Origin of the sequence: Bacteroides togonis, from assembly GCF_900130135.1 — a bacterium.
Lineage (GTDB): Bacteria > Bacteroidota > Bacteroidia > Bacteroidales > Bacteroidaceae > Bacteroides > Bacteroides pullorum.
Genome location: NZ_LT670820.1, coordinates 2,019,239 through 2,037,048, shown reverse-complemented (window position 1 = coordinate 2,037,048; position 17,810 = coordinate 2,019,239). Strand labels below are relative to the sequence as shown.

The following is a 17,810-nucleotide window of genomic DNA, read 5'->3' as shown; positions in this document are numbered from 1 at the left end:
AGGGTTAGTGGATTCCGATGGCTTCCAGTTCGGCTTTGCGGACGGCTTTGGCGGCCTGCTCTGCTTCTCTGGCCAGTTTCTGTACATGCTTCTCCAGGTCGAGGATGGCGGGTGCCATGCGTGCCTGCTCCGTGCGGTCGGCGTCGGCATAGGCTTGGCGTGCCTTGTCCAGCTGCTCCCGTTGCTGGCGGAAGCTCTGCTCCAGCTGGCGGTATTGGTCGAACAGGGCTTTGGCCTGAGGCGAGCGGAAGTCTGTGGTCTGGTAATAGGTATGGTCGTCGTTGACGATGAATTCGAAGTCGCGGGCGGGCTTTTTCACCTGCTTGTCATTTTCGGTCACGGCGGCCAGTCGTTGGCGTGCCTCGTCCACCAGTGTGGTGTCCGTCCACGTCAGGCGGATGTCCTTCAGGGCGGCCAGGCAGCGCAATGCTTCTTCGTCCATGTTCTCGTAGTCGTAGACTTGCTTCGAGGGGTTGGGGATGAAGACGTAGACACAGACTTTGCCTTCGGGTTGGTAGCGGTCGGAGGCAAACCATCCCAGGTTGTTGTATTCGTCGACGACGTACATGTAGTCGTTGTAGGGCGAGTTGAAAGGCATGCCCACGTTCTCGGGCACGAGGTAAGTGTCCGTATTAGTGTTGTAGCGAGTGACGAAAATGTCGGTTCCGCCCATCGATTCGGGGCCGTCGGCGGCGTAGTAGAGGGTAGTACCGTCGCCCATGACAAAGGGATAGCCTGCATTGACGCCCTCGTTGATACTGCCTGGCAGGAGGACGGGTTTGCTCCATCCGTCGGAGAGGCGGGCGCTACTCAGAATGCCGAAGGTGCTGTCCGGCTGGAGCTCGCTATAGTAGCGCTTGTTGCCCAGCTCGTTCTCGTAGACGGTACCGCCCGTGCGTCCGTTGTCTGCAAAATGGTCGGCATAGCGGCTCAGGGTACCAGCCTCGGGCCCTATCTTGTAGGCTTCGAGGAAGTCTTGCTTGTCGCACACGAAGCTATCGACCACGCACACGCGTTCCACGCCCTTCAGCATGCGCGAGTGGGTGTGGATGGCGGAGAGGAGGAGTTCGGCTTCGGCCGTGTCGCGACGGCGGCGTTTCAACTCGTCCAGGTAGTCGGTACACACTTCTTCGGCCTTGTCGTAACGGTAGGTGCGGTCGTAAGCGCGTGCCAGGTGATACTGGCCGCTGGCCACACGGCGGCGGACGGCTGTTTCCAAAGGTTTCACGGCCGATTCGGAATCGCCCGTCTCCAGGCAGCATACGCCGTACCAGAGGCTATAGTTGCCGTTCGAGGGTTGCGATTTGTAGTAGCGTTCCATCACGGGCTTGGCCTCGGCATATTGCCCAGCCTCATACCAGGCTTTGGCTTCGTTCAGGCTTTGCGCCGAAGCGCCTGCGCCGCCCAGCATCAGTGCCAGGCCGAACAGGCATATCGAATTCTTGAATATCTTTTTCATATGTGGAAGTCATAGGTCATTTGCGTCCAAAGATACGAATTTATCCCAAATAATATCCCTTCGCGTCTCCTTTTCTTCCTCAATTCATTCTTTTGCACTACTTTTGCGCCCGCAAATCGAAGGTTATGGCAAAAAGGACGGAAGAACAACAACTGATGCTCCGCATCGAGCGGCGTCTGATGAAGGGTATCGTGGACTACGACCTCATTGAGGACGGCGACCACCTTCTCGTAGGCCTTTCGGGCGGCAAGGACTCGCTTGCCCTGACGGAGCTTTTGGCTCGTCGTGCGCGCATCTACCGTCCGCGCTTCACGCTGACCGCCGTCCACGTGGCCATGCGTAATATTCCTTATAGTATTGATGCCGATTACCTGCGCTCCTTCTGCGAGGAGAGGGGAGTGCCCTTTGTCCTGCGTGAGGCGGAGTTCGACGCCTCGACCGACACGCGCAAGTCGCCCTGCTTCCTCTGCTCGTGGAACCGTCGCAAGGAGCTCTTTACCGCCGCCCACGAACTGGGTTGTAACAAGATCGCCTTGGGGCACCACATGGACGACATCCTCGTGACGCTCCTCATGAACCAGACCTTTCAGGGCGCCTTCTCCACCATGCCGCCGCGGCTGGTGATGAAGAAGTTCGACATGACCATCATCCGTCCCCTCTGCCTGGTGCACGAGGCCGACCTCGAGGCTCTGGCCGCCGCCCACGCCTACCGCAAGCAGGTGAAGAACTGCCCTTACGAGCACGATTCTCACCGTTCGGACATGCGCGACGTCCTCCGCCGCCTAGAGGAGATGAACCCTGAGGCGCGCTATAGTCTTTGGGCCAGCATGACGAACGTGCAGGAGGAGCTTCTCCCGCCCAAGATTTGATAGTAACAATTAATATTGATAGATATGAAAGCATTCTACACCATCCTCCTGCTCATCGTGTCGAACATCTTCATGACGTTCGCCTGGTACGGCCACCTGAAGTTGCAGGAGATGAAGGTCATTTCCAACTGGCCGCTTTATGCCGTCATTCTTTTCTCGTGGGCCATTGCCCTGGCCGAATACTCCTTCCAGGTGCCGGCCAACCGCATCGGGTTCGTCGAGAACGGCGGCCCCTTCTCGCTGATGCAGCTCAAGGTCATTCAGGAGGTCATCACGCTGATGATTTTCACCCTCTTCACCACCGTCTTCTTCAAGGGCGAGGCGTTGCACTGGAACCACTTTGCCGCCTTTGTCTGCCTGGTGCTGGCGGTGTACTTCGTGTTCTATAAGTGACGAAGGAGACTTGGAGGATAATCATTTCAGTTCCATGTCTACAAGAAAGCGATGCTTTCTGTTCGGCAAGTCATAGTTTTGTCGAGCAAAAAGCATCGCTTTCTTTTTTATGCAAATAAGTGTAATGTCTATTCCTCTGCTGCGTAGCGTTTCATTCCCTCCGTCATGTACGTCTGGTAGCTTCCTGTAGAGTCGGCATAGATGAAGTAGGCATCCAGATCGGGACGCGCCTCGACGAAGGCTTTGGCCCGCTCCAAGCCCATCACCATGAAGGCCGTGGCATAAGCATCGGCGCTCATACAATCGCGGGCGATGACCGTGGCCGAAAGCAGATTGTGCAGGGCGGGGTAGCCTGTGTGCGGATTGATGGTGTGGGCATATTTCTTGCCTTCGTGATAATAATAGTTGCGGTAGTTGCCCGAGGTGGCGATGCCCACGTCGGTCAGCGTCAGTACCGTCTGGAGTTCTTGGTTCAGTGAGAGCGAGTCGTCTACAGGCTTGTTGATGCCTATGCGCCACAGGCTGCCCTGCGGGTTCTGTCCGCTCACCACCACTTCGCCGCCAATGTCCACCATGAAGTTCTTCACGCCCTTCCGTCGAAGTAGCTGGGCGATGACGTCTACGGCATATCCTTTGGCTACGGCGCTACACGAGAGTTGCATTCGGTCGTCCTGACGACGTACGTGTCCGTCGGCCGTGAGCTCCACCTTCTCGTAACCCACCAATTGTCGCAGGCTGTCTACCGTAGCCGAGTCGGGGAATTCTCCCTTCTTGAAGCCGAAGCCCCAAGCATTGGCCAGGGGAGCGACGGTGATGTCGAACGCACCTTCCGTCTCGTGTGAAATCTCCATGCTTCGGCGGAAGACGTTGCAGAACAGGGTGTCACCTGCGATATCCTCGCCGCGGTTGATGCGAGTAATGACGGCCGTGTCGTTGAAGGGCGACAGGGAACCATCGAAGCGGTGGAGTTCGGCTTCGATATCGGCCTTCAGGTTGGAGGCATGCTGGTAGGTGATGTTGTAGATGGTGCCGAATATCAGGCCGTTGTCTTTCTGGTAGGGCACGGGCTGGTTGTGGCGCGCCAGTATCCAGATGGTACCCAGCACGAGCAGGGCCACCCAGAGGAAGTTTCTTCTTGTTTTCTTATCCATAATGTTGTATCAAATGTTCGATGAGTATCTTCAGGCCGATAAGGATGAGAATGACGCCTCCCCAGCGCTCAGCCTTCAGGCGTCGGGCAAAACCACATCCGAAGCGGATGCCGAACGTGAGCCCTATCAAAGACAGGGCGAACGAAACGAAACCGATAATGCCCACAGGCGACAGGATGGTCGTTACGCTCTTCATGCCTAGGAAGGCGAACGATACGCCTACGGCCAGCGCGTCGATGCTTGTGGCCACGGCCAGCATGAGCACCACCTTCAGGCGGGTAGGGTCGAAGTCTTGTCGGCAATCTTCTTCTTTGAACGACTCGCGTACCATGCGTCCTCCCAGAAAGGCGAGGATGGCAAAGGCAATCCAGTGGTCTACGTCTTCGATGAGGTGGCTGAATGTGCTAGCGCAGGCCCATCCGATGAGGGGCATCAATGCCTGAAAAAGGCCGAAGAAGAAGGCCATCATCAGCATCGGACGCCAAAGGGTGCGCTTCAGTAGGATGCCGCTTGCGATGGAGATGGCAAAACAATCCATTGCCAGGCCGACGGCCAGAAGCCAGATTTCAATCGTAGTCATAATTTACGTTTTTCGTTATAAAGGTAGTTTGTACGTGATCGTATAGGATACGCCTAGCGTATTCGATCCGTAGGTTCCATAACCGGGTACATACGAAGGATCGCCATATTCGCCTGTCGTGGCTGAGAGGCGGAACTTGTAGCGCAGAGCCCAGCCCATGTACAGACCTTTCCAAACATGAGCTCGAATGCCGGCGCATACTTCAATCCAATGCATGGTACCCTTCATGCCGGTATGGTCGAAGGGAGGCAGGTTACCGCCCCAGATGCCGTCGGTGATGTTGGGGTTGCCCAATCCTCCACCATAGATGGGATCGTCTACAGAAAGGCTTTGCACGTCGTACGAAAAGCTACTCACGGCGTAGCGCAGACCTACAAGTAGCTTGTGCTGGAATTTCTTTTTATAGAAGGTGTTGTAGTCCATTCCGATGCGCAAGTAAGGAGCGCCAGTCTTGTAGTGGATACCATCCTCGCTCCAGGTGTCGGACTTTCCATAGCCTACTTCGAGGGTGGGGAAGAAGCGGTTCTTCAGGTTGACGTCGGCGGCCACTTCCATGCTCAGGTTGTCGCTTCCCAATAAGTAGCTTCCTGGCCCCCAGAGGTCTACACTCAGGTCCACGCCGTTGAAGAGTGGATAGACAGGGACGTCCTTGTCTTTCTTCTTCTCCTGCTTGTGGGCCACAGGCCGTTTGTCGGTGCCGCTGGTACTGCTCACTTGGGCATTCAGGGTCAAGGCGACACAGAGGCAGGCTATCAGACTAATAGAATATCTCAAGGTTTTTCGTTCCATTGATATTGGCTTCAGGGTTTGCGATATAGATAGAGTCGATGTTGTGACGCGTGTAACGGATGCTTGTGATGCTTTGTTGCATCTGGTATCCGCAATCCATCGATATGAAATAAGGTTTGTTCGTGTGGCGGATAACGACGGTATCGGTCACCTTCTTGACATAGTGGAAGACGAGTTCGGTGGAGTCTACGGCATATCTCAAGGGAAGGGAAAAGACCGTAACTTGTGCCAGGCGGTTGGCTACGATAGAGTCGGTACCTGCGGCCGTGACGGTCAGCGAATCAAGCGTATCCTTCATGGCCGTGTTATTTTCTGGATTTATCTGGCTGACGTTGCATACGATCATACCACGGTTGTCGGTCATGGAGCAGTCAGCTTCTTCCGAACAACTAAAAAGCAGGCTGGCCAGGGCATAAGCCACGACTCCTGCCAGAAAGAAATGGAATAGTTTTCTCATAATAGGGTCAGATTGTTTTCTCTATGTGATACTTGTTTCGTTCAGGGGCGTTGCGCGAGATGAGTTCGCCCAAGAAGCCTGCTACAAAGAGTTGCGTGCCGATAATCATGGCCGTAAGCGACAGGTAGAAGTAGGGCGAGTCGGTTACCAGCCGGTAGGGCATGCCGTTGTGCATGTAGTAGAGCTTGCTGATACCCACGATGATGACGGCAATGAAGCCGAAAATGAACATCAGTGATCCCAGGAAGCCGAAGAAGTGCATGGGCTTGATGCCGAAGGTCGAGAGAAACCATAGAGAAATCAGGTCCAGATAGCCGTTGAAGAAACGGTTCAGCCCACCAAACTTGGTCTTGCCGAACTTGCGTGCCTGATGGTGGACTACCTTTTCGCCGATTTTCTTGAAGCCTGCATTCTTGGCCAGGTAGGGAATATAGCGGTGCATTTCGCCATAAACTTCGATATTCTTCACCACGTCGCGGCGGTAGGCCTTCAGGCCGCAATTAAAGTCGTGCAGATTCTTGATGCCCGATACCTTGCGTGCGGTAGCGTTGAAGAGCTTTGTGGGAATCGTTTTCGATAGGGGATCGTAGCGTTTCTTTTTCCAACCAGACACAAGGTCGTAGCCTTCGGCCGTAATCATGCGATACAGTTCGGGTATTTCGTCGGGGCTGTCCTGCAGATCTGCATCCATGGTGATGACCACATCGCCTTCGGCTTTTTGAAATCCACAGAACAGAGCGGGTGACTTCCCGTAGTTACGACGGAACTTAATGCCGTGTACGTGGTCAGGATTTTGTTTCTTCAAATCTTCGATAACCTGCCATGAACGGTCTGTACTACCGTCGTTGACGAAGATGACTTCGTAGGAAAAATGATTGGCGTCCATCACCCGAACGATCCATTGGTAGAGCTCGGGCAACGATTCTTCTTCGTTGTATAAGGGGATGACTACTGATATATCCATAATTAATGTATCCGATTAGTTCGTTATTGGGGATTATAAGGTGTTTCTTTACTTGCGTCGCATAGCAACCAGAGCTGTCGGGATGCTTAATAGGGTGCAATAGTAGATGTTGCTACCTAGCATCTTCAGTACGATGTCTGTCGGGGTTAATGAACTTACCATGTCCAGGTTTTCTTTCATCTGCCGTAGATATTCTTCCATGCCGGGCAGCTCTTCACGGTTCAACGTGGCAAGCATTTCGCGGCAAGTGTTGAGGATATAGCCCTGGTCGATGAAAGCGAAGTAAACGTAATGGGCTGCCGAAGTGAGCAGGGAAGCACATACATACATGAATACGTTGAACAGCCAAGCATGGAAGAAAGTGATACTTCCGTCGCAAACTCGGTTACGGTACAGCTTGGTATAGTAATATCCCATAAAGGGAACACAGATAGTCAGGCAGATAAAAAGCAAGAGGAGGAAGGGGGACGTCAGTCCCAACGGTACGAGTATAAACTTCAGTATCCAAAACAGGCCCATATAGGTGCCGAAAATCATTGCATATTGTTGCATGCTGCTTTTGTTTTCTGTCATCTTGGTCTTTTAGAAATTATGCGCAAAGGTATAAATAATATTTGTATGTAACCCTTTGTCTTTCTGTAAAATTTGAACGTTCATTCAAAAAAAAGAAGGAAAAGTATTGCAGAATCAAAATAAATGCCTACCTTTGCAACCGCAAAAACGGGTAAGTCCTATACGGCCAGCTCCCTTCGAATCCTCCAGGGCTTGACCGCAGCAAAGGTAGTTGGTTGTAGCGGCGCGATATAGTAAGCTTACCCACCCGCCTCTTTAGCTCAGTTGGCCAGAGCACGTGATTTGTAATCTCGGGGTCGTTGGTTCGAATCCGACAAGAGGCTCAGAAAAAAGGATGTGTCAAAAGACGATGCATCCTTTTTTATTTTTCCCCAGTCAGAAAAAAATTTTTTCCCAGTCAGCGATGAAAAATTGGATAACTGTTCAGGAATATGAGTCTCCGTGTGGCGTTTTGCTTTTAGGGACTATGGGAGGTAAACTCTGTTTGTGCAATTGGACGGAGAGTCGTTGTAGGATAAAAGTGGAAGACCGTGTAGCCCGTTTGCTTCAGGCGGAATATCGGTTAGGGTCGGACGATACTCTCACTATGGCTGTTCGTCAGCTCGATGAATATTTCGCTGGAAGGCGGCAGGTGTTCGATCTGCCATTGTTACCCGTAGGTACAGAATTTCAATTATCTGTGTGGCGGGAGCTTTTGAATATTCCATATGGTGGAATCTGTACCTATACCGTTCAAGCAGAACGGTTGGCGATGCCTCGTGCCGTACGAGCCGTTGCGGCTGCCAACGGGCAGAACGCTCTTTCTATCTTCATTCCATGTCATCGGGTAATCGGCAGGAATGGCCGGCTTACAGGCTATGCTGGAGGGCTCGAAGCCAAGCATTTTCTATTGGAACTGGAAGCTGTCTATGCTCCTCAGGTACGTGCCTTGAACACGGGAGCTGCTTTCTGAATTTCCGACTCAAATCCAAACCAATAGCCGTGTCCTTCGTCTTCTGCTGTCGGGAGGAAGCACAGACGGAGCTTTTCGTGGTAGGTACCTTGTATGATTTGCCACGTTGCAGGAGGTATTTGACGTTTGGTACGTACCTTTTCGGCCGGTAGCTTCTTCAACGACATGCCTGCTTCTATCCAGGCGATACTTACAGCGGTAGCATATTCGGGTACAAAGCGCTTGACGTATTCGTATAGTACCAGTCCTCGCTTTTCCAGACTCATCGGTTGGTCTATTAGGTTGGCCTCGGTCAGGTATTCCAGAAAATGGTGTAAGAATTCCGCCTTGTCCAATATCAGTCGGCGGGTCACTTCTTGCCAGGCCGGTGTGTTGTAAAAAGCATCGAGCAGACGAGACAGTCGGCGGGCAGTTTGTAGTTCGGCAGTTGTGATTTCGTTTGTCCGAAGCACTTCATAGGGTGGATAGGTAGAGTAACAGATGCCTAGTTCGGCCGCATGCTGGCGCATGTAGGTACCTGGTAAGAGTTTGAGTGACTCCAGTTGGATTTCGCCAGCCTTATAGTCGGCCAGCGTACGAATATCTTCGAAGATTTGTTCCAGATGGTAGCGGGGAAGTCCGGCAATCAGGTCGGCATGTGTTTCCATGTTGGAGAGGGAACAGAGATATTTCAGGCCGTCCAGTGCATCGGCCAATTTCCCTTTTCGCATACTTGTTTCCAGCACTTCTTCATGCAGGCTTTGGATACCCGCTTCCAGGTGTAGCAATCCCTGTGGAAGACATGCTAATTCCCTACGAAGCTCATCGGTGAGCAGGGCTGGGTGTATTTCTAGGTGGAAGCGGATGTGTGGATGGTATTCACGGAACAGTTCGAGCATCTCTTGGGCTCGTCGGTTGTTGTAGTTGAACGTACGGTCCAGTACCCTTACATTGCGAATGCCGTGCCGATAGATGATGTCCAGTCGTTGGCGAATGGCATCGATGCTGAGGGTACGTACCGGCTTTTCGCCTCCGCTTACACAGAAAGCACAAGTATTGAAGCATCCACGGGTGGTTTCCAGTTGTACGAAAGGTTTGTCCCAGTTGAAGAATCGGCTCGTTTCAGGCGGTACAAGTTCAGCGAAGTTGAGTACACGGGCAATGCCTTGGTCGTGATATCGGCCTTCTGTATCGAGATAGCACAGGCCGTCGATGTTGTTCCACGCTTCAGGGCGGTTCCAGCAAGCCAGCCATTGAGGTACTGTCTCTTCACCTTCTCCTCGAAAGACGCAACTGACGAATGGATGGCAACGCAGGTAGTGTTCGTTGTCTCCTAGAAACTCTGGACCACCCAATGCGATGCAGCATTTAGGCAATAAAGCTTTTACACGCGCTGCGATATGCATCAGTTGTTCGTGATTGAATAGCCAGGCGGTTCCTGCCAGAATGTCGGGTGTATGCCGGCAGATTTCTTCTACCACCATTCCAATGTTCTCGTTAATGGTAGCCGACACAACTTCCCATTGTATGTCGTTTTCATCCGTCATTTGTGCATGGAGTGCGGGCAATGCCAGCGAAGAATGGGCATAAGAACTGTTGAGGTCAATCCAGAGAAGTTTCATGTAGATATTGTTGGTGGTTAGAAACAGATGTTCGAAATTTATTTGTGCAAAAGTACGCAATTTGTCCGAATGTAAAATCTTCATGCACTGGAAATGTGTTTTTCTAACTATCAACTTTAGCATCGTAAAGTCCATGTTTAGCTCGCTAAAGTGGCACTTTACGACGCTAAAGTTCCTGTTTGTGTTTTCAAAGTAAATGGTAGGGTGGGGCAGGTCGGAATTCAGTGGAATTTCTTTTTGGCTTGTTGGAAAAAGGTGTATATTTGCGGTAGGCGAACCAATCGTTCGTTCTGAATGTTGTATACTATATTTATAAAGATATGAAAGGAATGAATTATTCATTGATGCGCATCATCTGCGCTTTGATTATCGGACTGCTATTGGTCCTGTTTCCGGCACAGGCCGGTGAGTATTTGGTGATTACTATTGGCGTTGTTTTTCTGGTTCCTTCGCTCATTGGTCTGATTGGCTATCTGGTGCAGAAACCTGAGAACCGCCTTCGCTTCCCTATCGAGGCTGTGGGCAGTCTGCTTTTCGGTTTGTGGCTGGTCATTATGCCCGATTTTTTTGCAGATTTGCTGACCTTTGTATTAGGCTTTATCCTGATGATGGGAGGTGTACAGCAGATAGCATCGCTCATGGCGGCTCGTAGTTGGATGAAAGTGCCCGGTGGGTTTTATGTTGTTCCGCTGCTAATTCTGATTGCGGGTGTAGTTACGCTATTCAATCCTACGGGTGTTCGCTCTACTGCTTTCATTATCATCGGTGTGACGTGTTTGGTTTACGCTTTGTCCGAATTGGTGAACTGGATTAAATTTTCCAGTCGTCGTCCGTTGCCTAAGGATCTGGAAACGATGAAAGACAGTGCAGAAGATGCCGAAATATTGAATTGACCATAGAAATAATAAGCAGGCACGGATTTTACGGATACGCGTGACAAGCTGATTGTGGCTTTCGCTTTCGTCCGTGAAATCCGTGCCTTTGTTTTTTTAGATTTCTATCTTTATAGTGCTAGTTGTTCGTATGGTAATCCAAAGACGTCGGCTACGGCTTTGTAGACAACTTTTCCATCAGCGACATTGACACCTAATGCGAGGGCAGGATTATCTTTGCAGGCGCGTTGCCAACCCTTGTCGGCCAGGGCTACGGTGTAGGGCAGAGTAGCATTGGTCAGAGCCATGGTTGAAGTGAAAGGTACGGCGCCGGGGATGTTGGCTACGGCATAATGTACGATTCCGTCTACAATATACGTCGGATCGCTGTGCGTGGTGGGGTGCGACGTTTCAAAGCAGCCGCCTTGGTCGATGGCTACATCGACAAGTACAGTGCCAGGCTTCATTAGTGAAAGCATGTCGCGGGTGATGAGGTGAGGCGTCTTGTCGCCTGGGATGAGCACGGAGCCGATAACCAGATCGATGGTGGGTAATTCCATGCGAATGTTATGGGCCGAGGAGTAGAGAGTCTTCACATTCTTGGGCAGCACTTCACTCAAATAGCGCAGGCGGGCCAGGTTGATGTCCGTGATCATCACTTCAGCACCCATGCCGGCTGCCATCTGTGCGGCGTTGCATCCTACGATACCTCCACCCAATATCAGTACGCGGGCAGGGCGTACGCCTGGTACTCCTCCCAGCAGTTTGCCTTTACCTCCCTGGGGCTTTTCGAGGAAGCGTGCACCTTCCTGTACAGACATGCGGCCAGCTACTTCACTCATGGGGACAAGCAGCGGTAACGAATGGTCGGGCAATTCTACTGTTTCGTAGGCGATGCAGATACCTCCACTGGCTATCATGGCTTCGGTCAGGGCGCGGTCAGCGGCAAAGTGGAAATAGGTGAATACCACTTGTCCGCGGCGAATGAGCTTGTATTCGGGAGCGATGGGCTCTTTGACTTTGACAATCATGTCGGCGGTAGCATAGACGTCTTCGATGGTGGGAAGCATCTTTGCGCCTACGCTTGTATAGTCTTCATCGGTAAATCCGCTGTTGGCGCCAGCTGTTTGCTGTACATACACAGTATGTCCCCGCTTGACGAGTTCGGCCACTCCGGCCGGCGTCATGCCGACACGATTCTCATTGTTTTTGATCTCTTTCGGTACACCAATAATCATAATGTTATGTATTAGGGGTTAAACACGTTGCAAGATAGTGATTTTGTTGACATCTTGTTGACGGAAAGAGTGTGTTTTACAACAGAAACAGTCAGCTAGGAGGCAAATAGTCCCCGACGTTGTTTCCTTGCTTGTTTTTGTAGACACAGATATTAAGAATGAAGAGAGATGTTAGGAAACGTGGTCAGGGACTGTAGTTTTGTCGCGTTGTCAGAGTTCTTGTCCGCCTCCTAATGCCTGATATAGGTTGATGAGGCTTTGGATTTCCTTAAACTGATTGGCTGTCTGGGACAGTTGGGCTGCAAGCAGACTTTGGCGGGCGGTAAGTACTTCCAGATAGGTTGTATTACCATTTTCCATCAATAGTGAGGTACTGGTGTAGGCTCGTTCCAATGCTTCTATTTGCTGCCGATAGTTCTCTTTTTTTCGTTTACTGGTCTGATAGGATACAAGAGCATCGTTCACTTCTGTGCCAGCATCCAGCAGTTGTTGTCTGAAGGCTAGCAGAGCTTCTTCCTGTTGAGCCTTGGCGATACGTCGGCGGGCGATGAGTGTACCACGGTTGAAGAGCGGTTCGGTGAGGGAGGCCAAAGCTGATGTGATAAACTGAGCTGGATTGGAAATGAGACTACCTATGGAGTTGGTCCATCCAGCATTGCCGCTTAGCGTGATGGAGGGATAGAAAGCGGCATTGGCTTGGTTGGTCGTATAAAAGGCTTGTTCCAGTTGGCGTTCTGTCATTCGTACATCGGGTCGGCGTGACAACATTTGTAGAGGGATACCGGTACTAAGGTCAGAGGTAAATTCTTGATCAGAAAGTTTGCCTCGTGGGTAGTGTCGGGGTGTTTCGGCCAGGAGTAGTGAAAGACTGTTCTCTACCTGGTTGATTTGTTCTTCAAGGTCGATTACCGAATTTTGTACTTCGTAATAGGTGGCTTGCATTTGCGAAACAGCTGCTTCGTCAGCCAGTCCGGCATCCATCAATGCCTGAGTAGACGATACGGTTTCTTTCCAGCTATTTGCTGTTTGACGAGAAATATCCAACTGTTCGTCAAGCATCAGCAGGGTATAATAGGTATTGGCAATATTGGCGGTCAAGCTGGAATAGACAGCTTGGCGGTAATCTTCGCTTTGAGCATAGGCAGCCTTGGCTTGTCGTTTGGCATTGCGAAGTTTTCCGAAGATGTCTAATTCCCAACTTGCTGTAATTGGCAATGTGTAGGTGCGTGACACTTGACTCTCCACCGTGTTTATTGAACCTTGTGGAGACAGGGCGAAGGAGGGCAGAAAGGCTAACTTCGCCGAGAGTAGAGAAGCTTTGGCTTCTTCGATGCGTAGATTGGCCGTTTGCACATCAGTGTTCTGTGCCAATCCCTTTTCTATCAATGCTTGTAGATAGGGATCATTAAAGAAATCGCGCCAGTCGATGTCGGCGATACTGGTTGTATCGGCCGACAGGGAGGCTACTTCTTCACCGTACAGGTTGTCGGGAACGGTGTCCTGAGGTTCATATTTGGTATAAATCCCGCAACCACTCAACAGGAGGGTTGTACCTAGTATAATGAATTTTTGTTTTGCGTTCATAATGTTCTCGGTTTACTTTTCTGTGTTAAAGGCACTTTTTTCGATCAGTGTCTGTTCTTTTTCGTAGATGATTTGTGCGTCGGGTTCTTTATGCATGGGGCCTCGTAGTTTCTCTTGCAGGTACTCGAAAACGATGAAGAATATAGGCACGACGAAAATGAGGGCCAAAGTTCCGATAAGCATACCACCTACGACGCCAGTACCCAATGAGCTGTTACCGTTAGCTCCTGCGCCGGTGGAGAACATCAGTGGAAGCATACCGAAAATCATGGTAAGTACGGTCATCAGGATGGGGCGGAAACGGGCTTGTGCAGCCGAGTAGGCGGATGAGATGATTCCCATGCCCGTACGGCGGCGTTCGATGGCATATTCTGTAATTAGAATGGCTGTTTTTGCCAGCAAACCAATCAACATGATGGCACCAGTTTGCAGGTAGATGTTGTTTTCCAGTCCGAAGACGCGGGCAAAGAGGAAGCTGCCCATCAGTCCGAAAGGAACAGAAAGAATGACTGCCAGCGGGACAAGAAAACTTTCGTAAAGGCACGATAGAATAAGGTAGATGAGTACAGTACAGAGAGTATAGACAAAGACAGTCTGTGCGCCTCCGCTACTGGCCTCTTCACGAGCCATACCACCATATTCGTAGCCGTAACCTGAAGGCAGCATTTGCTCGGCTACTTCATGGATGGCTTGCTGGGCTTCACCGGTCGAATAGCCTTCGGCTACATTCACGTTTACGTTGATCGTGTTATAAAGGTTGAATCGTTTGGCTATCTCGGCACCAAGCACAGAACGAAGTGTGACAAATTGGCTGACTGGATCCATTTCTTCACCATTGCGTACGAACATGTTGTCCAGTGCATGTTGGTCCAAACGGTTTTGGGGAGAAGCTTGAATCATAACACGGTATACTTTTCCAAACTTGTTATAGTTGGATACGTAGGAACCGCCGCAATAGGAACCTACTGCATCAAGTACATCGTTGGGGCTGATGCCGGCACGCTTGCATTTGGCGGCATCTACGTCGACGGCTATCTGCGGAAAATTCATGGCATAGGAACTATAGGCCATGGCTACCTCGGGTCGTTGATTCAGGGCACCAATAAATTCAGTTATTGATTTGAAGAAGGATGCCATGTCGCCTCCAGTTTTGTCTTCTATGTAAAGTTCGATAGAGTTACCTGTACCATAGCCGGGAATCATGGCTGGCTGGAAGCAGAAAACCTGAGCTTCTTTAATATTACTGAATTGAATATTCAGGCGTTTCATTACTGCTTCTGCGGTATGTTCCTTACCTTTTCTCTGATCCCAGTGATACAGACGAATAATAACTGTACCATACGATGTCCCTTGTCCTGAAAGCAATCCGTAACCGGTGATGCGTGAATAATGCTCTATCTCAGGAGTATTTTTAAGGATATCTTGTACTTTGTCCATTACTTTATTGGTTTCGGCCAACGAGTTTCCAGGTGAGGTACTGATGTTGATCATGATAGTTCCTTGGTCTTCTTGAGGAACCAGTCCTGTTTTGGTTGTAGCCATGAAATAAACCAATAGTATACAGGCTATTCCAAGTGAAGTCCATACCATCCAACGGTGATGGAAGAAGAACATCAGTCCTTTCTTGTATTTTCTTAATAAGGCATTGTAGGATGCGTTATAGGCGGCGCGTACTCGTCCGTTGATGCTTCGTGCGTTTTTCTGTTCTTCAGAGGGTTTCATCATCATGGCGCACAGAGCTGGACAGAGAGTCAGAGCATTCAAACAGGAGATACCTACAGCTACTGCCATGGTTACACCGAATTGAGTGTAGAATACACCAGAAGTTCCTCCCATAAAAGTGACTGGGATGAATACAGCCATGAATACACAGGTACATGAGATGACAGCCATCGTTACGTCGCTCATGGCATCTTTAGTGGCTAAATATGGAGAGCGATAGCCTACATCGAATTTGGCTTGTACGGCCTCTACGACTACGATAGCATCATCAACTACTGTACCGATAGCCAGCACTAAAGCGAACAGTGTCAGGATGTTGATGCTGAACCCTGCTATGGATAGGAAAGCGAATGTACCTATTAGTGAGACGATGATGGAGATAGAAGGAATAAGTATACTTTTGAAGTCATGCAGGAAAAAGTACACTACAAGAATAACCAGCAGGATGGCGATAATCAGTGTCTCTACCACGTTGTCGATGGAAGCGAAAAGGAAATCGTTGACACTCATCATTTGGATAAATTCCGTTCCTTCGGGCAGATCTTTGGCTAAATCGTCCAGCAAATTGGTAATTTCTTGATTTACGGCAGTGGCGTTTGCTCCAGCCACTTGGAATACCATAAACGTAACACTAGGCACACCGTCTGCTTCACCATGAAAACTATAGGATTGACGGCCTAATTCTACATCGGCTACATCTTTTACGCGAAGTACAGAACCATCCGATTGTGACCGTATGACCATATTTTCAAATTCTTCAACTTCCTTTAGTCGTCCTTTGTATTTCATGGTATATTGGAATACATTATCTGAGCTTTCTCCCAATGAGCCGGTAGGAGCTTCAATATTTTGTTCCCCCAGTACCGATGTAATGTCTGAAGGAACCAGGCCGTATTGGGCCATCTTTTCAGGTTTCATCCAAATACGCATACTGTAAGTATCACCCATCAGCTGTACGTCTCCTACTCCTTGAATACGTTTGATTTGGGGAATGACATTGATGTCGAGATAGTTGGCCAAAAATGTTTCATTGTAACGTGCGTTCGGGCTGATGAGGCTATTGATTTGTAGGAAGCTGTTCTGGCGTTTCATGGTGCTAACACCTATGGCCGTAACTTCGGATGGTAACAGACCTTGTGCTTCGGATACACGGTTCTGTACATTGACCGCTGCCATATCAGGATCGGTTCCTTGCTTAAAATATACGAGAATTTCAGCAGTGCCGGCATTTGTGGCGGTAGAAGTGATGTAAATCATATCTTCTACGCCGTTGATGCTTTCTTCCAGTGGCATGATGACACTGTTCATTACAGCTTCTGCGTTGGCTCCTGTATAAGTAGCTTCTACGCGGACTGTAGGTGGAGCGATGTCGGGATATTGCTCTACGGGCAGGGTGTAGAGTGAGATAAAACCTACTATAAGAATTAGGATGGATATGGATATGGCCATAACCGGCCTTTTAATGAATATGTTTCCTTTCATAAAGCGTCTGTTATTTTACTTGAGTTCCTTCGCGGATCATTCCTGCTCCGTTGGAGATAATTTCATCACCAGGTTTCAGGCCGTCTGTAACAATGTATTCTTTTCCATCATTTACTGGAGCTACTTTGATCAGAGTAGACACGGCTTTTCCGTCTACAACCTTGTAGACTAATATTTGGTCTTGTAGCTGCACAGTAGCTCCTTGGGGAATAACGATACAGTTGGTATAGGTACTGGGGATTAATACGTTGCCCGATGCATCGCTGTGTAGTAGTCGGTCTGGGTTGGGGAAGACGGCGCGTACGCCTACAGTGCCTGTCGCTTTGTCGATGACTCCGCTGATGGATTCTATTTTACCGCTTTCTTCATAGGTGGAGCCATCGTTCAGTTGTAGTTGGATGTCAGGCATTCCTTGCAGGGCTTTTTCGATGGTACCATATTGGCGGGCTAGGGAGAGTAGCTGGTTTTCGGTCATGGAGAAGTAGACGTACATGTTCGAGTTATCGGAAACGGTGGTCAGCGGTTGGGGCATGCTGGGGCTGACGAGTGTTCCTACACGATAGGGCAACATGCCTATCACACCGTCACTTGGACTCTTTACTTCGGTATATGATAGGTCGTTGCGGGCATTTACTTCCTGAGCTTCGGCTTGGGCTAGTTGGGCTTTGGCTGTCAGATATTCGTTTTTAGTGGTTTGCAGGTTGAAGTCGGATACTACTTTCTGTTCGTGTAGTTTCTGAGTGCTTTTGTAGGTGAGTTCTGCAGTGGCAAGACTGGCTTTGGCTACTTCTACGTTGGCAATGGCTGTTTGCAAAGCTACCTTATAGGGCACTTGGTCGATGACGAACAAAATTTGCCCTTTGCGTACAATCTCTCCTTCGGATACGTTGAGTTTCTCGAGATAGCCGGAGACTTGCGGGTAGATATTGATGTCCTGCATTCCTTCGATGGAGGCAGAATAGGAAGTGGTTATCTCTTTGTTGGCATCGGCATGAATGGTAGCGATGGCATAGTTTTGTTGGGCTTGTTCTTGCTTTTCCGACTGGCAGGCTGTGAGTCCGACCAAGCATCCAGTAAAAGCAAACCATCGCATGTGGTTTTGAATGTTTTTTATTGTCATATTA

The 17,810-nt window shown here is 49.9% G+C and carries 16 protein-coding genes and 1 tRNA gene; 5 read left to right on the top strand and 12 right to left on the bottom strand.

What is annotated here, in order from left to right; genetic code table 11:
• Window positions 1-4: 4 nt before the first annotated feature.
• Complete coding sequence (locus BQ8005_RS08785) at window positions 5-1,459, bottom strand: tetratricopeptide repeat protein (protein ID WP_083610533.1); 1,455 nt, start codon at window positions 1,457-1,459, stop codon at window positions 5-7.
• 125 nt (window positions 1,460-1,584) lie between these two features.
• Here BQ8005_RS08785 and BQ8005_RS08780 point away from each other — a divergent pair, with 125 nt between their 5' ends.
• Both BQ8005_RS08780 and BQ8005_RS08775 read left to right on the top strand, forming a co-directional pair.
• The gene (locus BQ8005_RS08780) at window positions 1,585-2,328 is read left to right on the top strand and encodes a PP-loop family protein (RefSeq protein WP_075317788.1); all 744 of its coding nucleotides are present in this window, start codon (window positions 1,585-1,587) and stop codon (window positions 2,326-2,328) included.
• A gap of 24 nt (window positions 2,329-2,352) precedes the next feature.
• Window positions 2,353-2,721, top strand: coding sequence for a DMT family protein (locus BQ8005_RS08775; protein ID WP_021847275.1), 369 nt, complete (start codon window positions 2,353-2,355; stop codon window positions 2,719-2,721).
• 128 nt (window positions 2,722-2,849) lie between these two features.
• Here the strand turns inward: BQ8005_RS08775 and BQ8005_RS08770 are convergent, their stop codons facing one another.
• The 6 genes from BQ8005_RS08770 to BQ8005_RS08745 are packed head-to-tail and all read right to left on the bottom strand — an operon-like array spanning window position 2,850 to window position 7,235.
• On the bottom strand, window positions 2,850-3,872 hold the full coding sequence (locus BQ8005_RS08770; RefSeq protein WP_021847274.1) for an FAD:protein FMN transferase: 1,023 nt from the start codon (window positions 3,870-3,872) through the stop codon (window positions 2,850-2,852).
• A complete protein-coding gene (locus tag BQ8005_RS08765; protein WP_075317787.1) occupies window positions 3,865-4,452 on the bottom strand; it encodes a manganese efflux pump MntP in 588 nt (195 codons plus the stop codon). The genes BQ8005_RS08770 and BQ8005_RS08765 overlap by 8 nt, the downstream gene beginning before the upstream one ends.
• A gap of 15 nt (window positions 4,453-4,467) precedes the next feature.
• On the bottom strand, window positions 4,468-5,241 hold the full coding sequence (locus BQ8005_RS08760; protein WP_075317786.1) for a DUF6048 family protein: 774 nt from the start codon (window positions 5,239-5,241) through the stop codon (window positions 4,468-4,470).
• Entirely contained in the window at window positions 5,210-5,698 is a 489-nt protein-coding gene (locus tag BQ8005_RS08755; protein ID WP_075317785.1) for a DUF6452 family protein, read from the bottom strand. The genes BQ8005_RS08760 and BQ8005_RS08755 overlap by 32 nt, the downstream gene beginning before the upstream one ends.
• 7 nt (window positions 5,699-5,705) lie before the next feature.
• Window positions 5,706-6,662: a glycosyltransferase family 2 protein gene (locus tag BQ8005_RS08750; RefSeq protein ID WP_021848662.1), complete on the bottom strand. Its 957-nt coding sequence runs from the start codon at window positions 6,660-6,662 to the stop codon at window positions 5,706-5,708.
• A gap of 48 nt (window positions 6,663-6,710) precedes the next feature.
• Entirely contained in the window at window positions 6,711-7,235 is a 525-nt protein-coding gene (locus BQ8005_RS08745; RefSeq protein WP_021848661.1) for a DUF4199 domain-containing protein, read from the bottom strand.
• A gap of 249 nt (window positions 7,236-7,484) precedes the next feature.
• On the opposite strand from BQ8005_RS08745, the gene BQ8005_RS08740 reads away from it, so the two are divergent.
• A tRNA-Thr gene (locus BQ8005_RS08740) sits at window positions 7,485-7,558 on the top strand.
• 80 nt (window positions 7,559-7,638) lie between these two features.
• Window positions 7,639-8,187: a methylated-DNA--[protein]-cysteine S-methyltransferase gene (locus BQ8005_RS08735; protein ID WP_075317784.1), complete on the top strand. Its 549-nt coding sequence runs from the start codon at window positions 7,639-7,641 to the stop codon at window positions 8,185-8,187.
• Here the strand turns inward: BQ8005_RS08735 and BQ8005_RS08730 are convergent.
• A complete protein-coding gene (locus BQ8005_RS08730; RefSeq protein WP_075319062.1) occupies window positions 8,151-9,788 on the bottom strand; it encodes a B12-binding domain-containing radical SAM protein in 1,638 nt (545 codons plus the stop codon). The two genes, BQ8005_RS08735 and BQ8005_RS08730, sit on opposite strands and share 37 nt — an antisense overlap.
• A gap of 320 nt (window positions 9,789-10,108) precedes the next feature.
• Between BQ8005_RS08730 and BQ8005_RS08725 the strand changes: the two genes are divergently transcribed.
• Window positions 10,109-10,681: an HdeD family acid-resistance protein gene (locus BQ8005_RS08725; protein ID WP_075317783.1), complete on the top strand. Its 573-nt coding sequence runs from the start codon at window positions 10,109-10,111 to the stop codon at window positions 10,679-10,681.
• Between the two features lie 110 nt (window positions 10,682-10,791).
• Here BQ8005_RS08725 and ald read toward each other — a convergent pair whose 3' ends face one another.
• From ald to BQ8005_RS08705, 4 genes are all read right to left on the bottom strand, one after another.
• Window positions 10,792-11,898, bottom strand: coding sequence for an alanine dehydrogenase (ald, locus tag BQ8005_RS08720; RefSeq protein WP_021848657.1), 1,107 nt, complete (start codon window positions 11,896-11,898; stop codon window positions 10,792-10,794).
• 210 nt (window positions 11,899-12,108) lie between these two features.
• On the bottom strand, window positions 12,109-13,482 hold the full coding sequence (locus tag BQ8005_RS08715) for an efflux transporter outer membrane subunit (protein ID WP_075317782.1): 1,374 nt from the start codon (window positions 13,480-13,482) through the stop codon (window positions 12,109-12,111).
• Window positions 13,483-13,494: 12 nt separating this feature from the next.
• Window positions 13,495-16,686, bottom strand: coding sequence for an efflux RND transporter permease subunit (locus BQ8005_RS08710; RefSeq protein WP_075317781.1), 3,192 nt, complete (start codon window positions 16,684-16,686; stop codon window positions 13,495-13,497).
• A 10-nt stretch (window positions 16,687-16,696) separates the two neighbouring features.
• Entirely contained in the window at window positions 16,697-17,806 is a 1,110-nt protein-coding gene (locus tag BQ8005_RS08705) for an efflux RND transporter periplasmic adaptor subunit (protein WP_075317780.1), read from the bottom strand.
• Window positions 17,807-17,810 lie beyond the last annotated feature (4 nt).

Excerpts from the sequence above, each read along its gene's own strand:
- BQ8005_RS08750 (WP_021848662.1), bottom strand. The coding sequence starts at position 6,662 with ATGGATATATCAGTAGTCATCCCCTTATACAACGAAGAAGAATCGTTG.
- BQ8005_RS08760 (WP_075317786.1), bottom strand. The coding sequence starts at position 5,241 with ATGGAACGAAAAACCTTGAGATATTCTATTAGTCTGATAGCCTGCCTC.
- BQ8005_RS08775 (WP_021847275.1), top strand. The coding sequence starts at position 2,353 with ATGAAAGCATTCTACACCATCCTCCTGCTCATCGTGTCGAACATCTTC.
- ald (WP_021848657.1), bottom strand. The coding sequence starts at position 11,898 with ATGATTATTGGTGTACCGAAAGAGATCAAAAACAATGAGAATCGTGTC.
- BQ8005_RS08755 (WP_075317785.1), bottom strand. The coding sequence starts at position 5,698 with ATGAGAAAACTATTCCATTTCTTTCTGGCAGGAGTCGTGGCTTATGCC.
- BQ8005_RS08785 (WP_083610533.1), bottom strand. The coding sequence starts at position 1,459 with ATGAAAAAGATATTCAAGAATTCGATATGCCTGTTCGGCCTGGCACTG.
- BQ8005_RS08710 (WP_075317781.1), bottom strand. The coding sequence starts at position 16,686 with ATGAAAGGAAACATATTCATTAAAAGGCCGGTTATGGCCATATCCATA.
- BQ8005_RS08780 (WP_075317788.1), top strand. The coding sequence starts at position 1,585 with ATGGCAAAAAGGACGGAAGAACAACAACTGATGCTCCGCATCGAGCGG.
- BQ8005_RS08730 (WP_075319062.1), bottom strand. The coding sequence starts at position 9,788 with ATGAAACTTCTCTGGATTGACCTCAACAGTTCTTATGCCCATTCTTCG.
- BQ8005_RS08715 (WP_075317782.1), bottom strand. The coding sequence starts at position 13,482 with ATGAACGCAAAACAAAAATTCATTATACTAGGTACAACCCTCCTGTTG.
- BQ8005_RS08745 (WP_021848661.1), bottom strand. The coding sequence starts at position 7,235 with ATGACAGAAAACAAAAGCAGCATGCAACAATATGCAATGATTTTCGGC.
- BQ8005_RS08770 (WP_021847274.1), bottom strand. The coding sequence starts at position 3,872 with ATGGATAAGAAAACAAGAAGAAACTTCCTCTGGGTGGCCCTGCTCGTG.
- BQ8005_RS08725 (WP_075317783.1), top strand. The coding sequence starts at position 10,109 with ATGAAAGGAATGAATTATTCATTGATGCGCATCATCTGCGCTTTGATT.
- BQ8005_RS08705 (WP_075317780.1), bottom strand. The coding sequence starts at position 17,806 with ATGACAATAAAAAACATTCAAAACCACATGCGATGGTTTGCTTTTACT.
- BQ8005_RS08735 (WP_075317784.1), top strand. The coding sequence starts at position 7,639 with ATGAAAAATTGGATAACTGTTCAGGAATATGAGTCTCCGTGTGGCGTT.
- BQ8005_RS08765 (WP_075317787.1), bottom strand. The coding sequence starts at position 4,452 with ATGACTACGATTGAAATCTGGCTTCTGGCCGTCGGCCTGGCAATGGAT.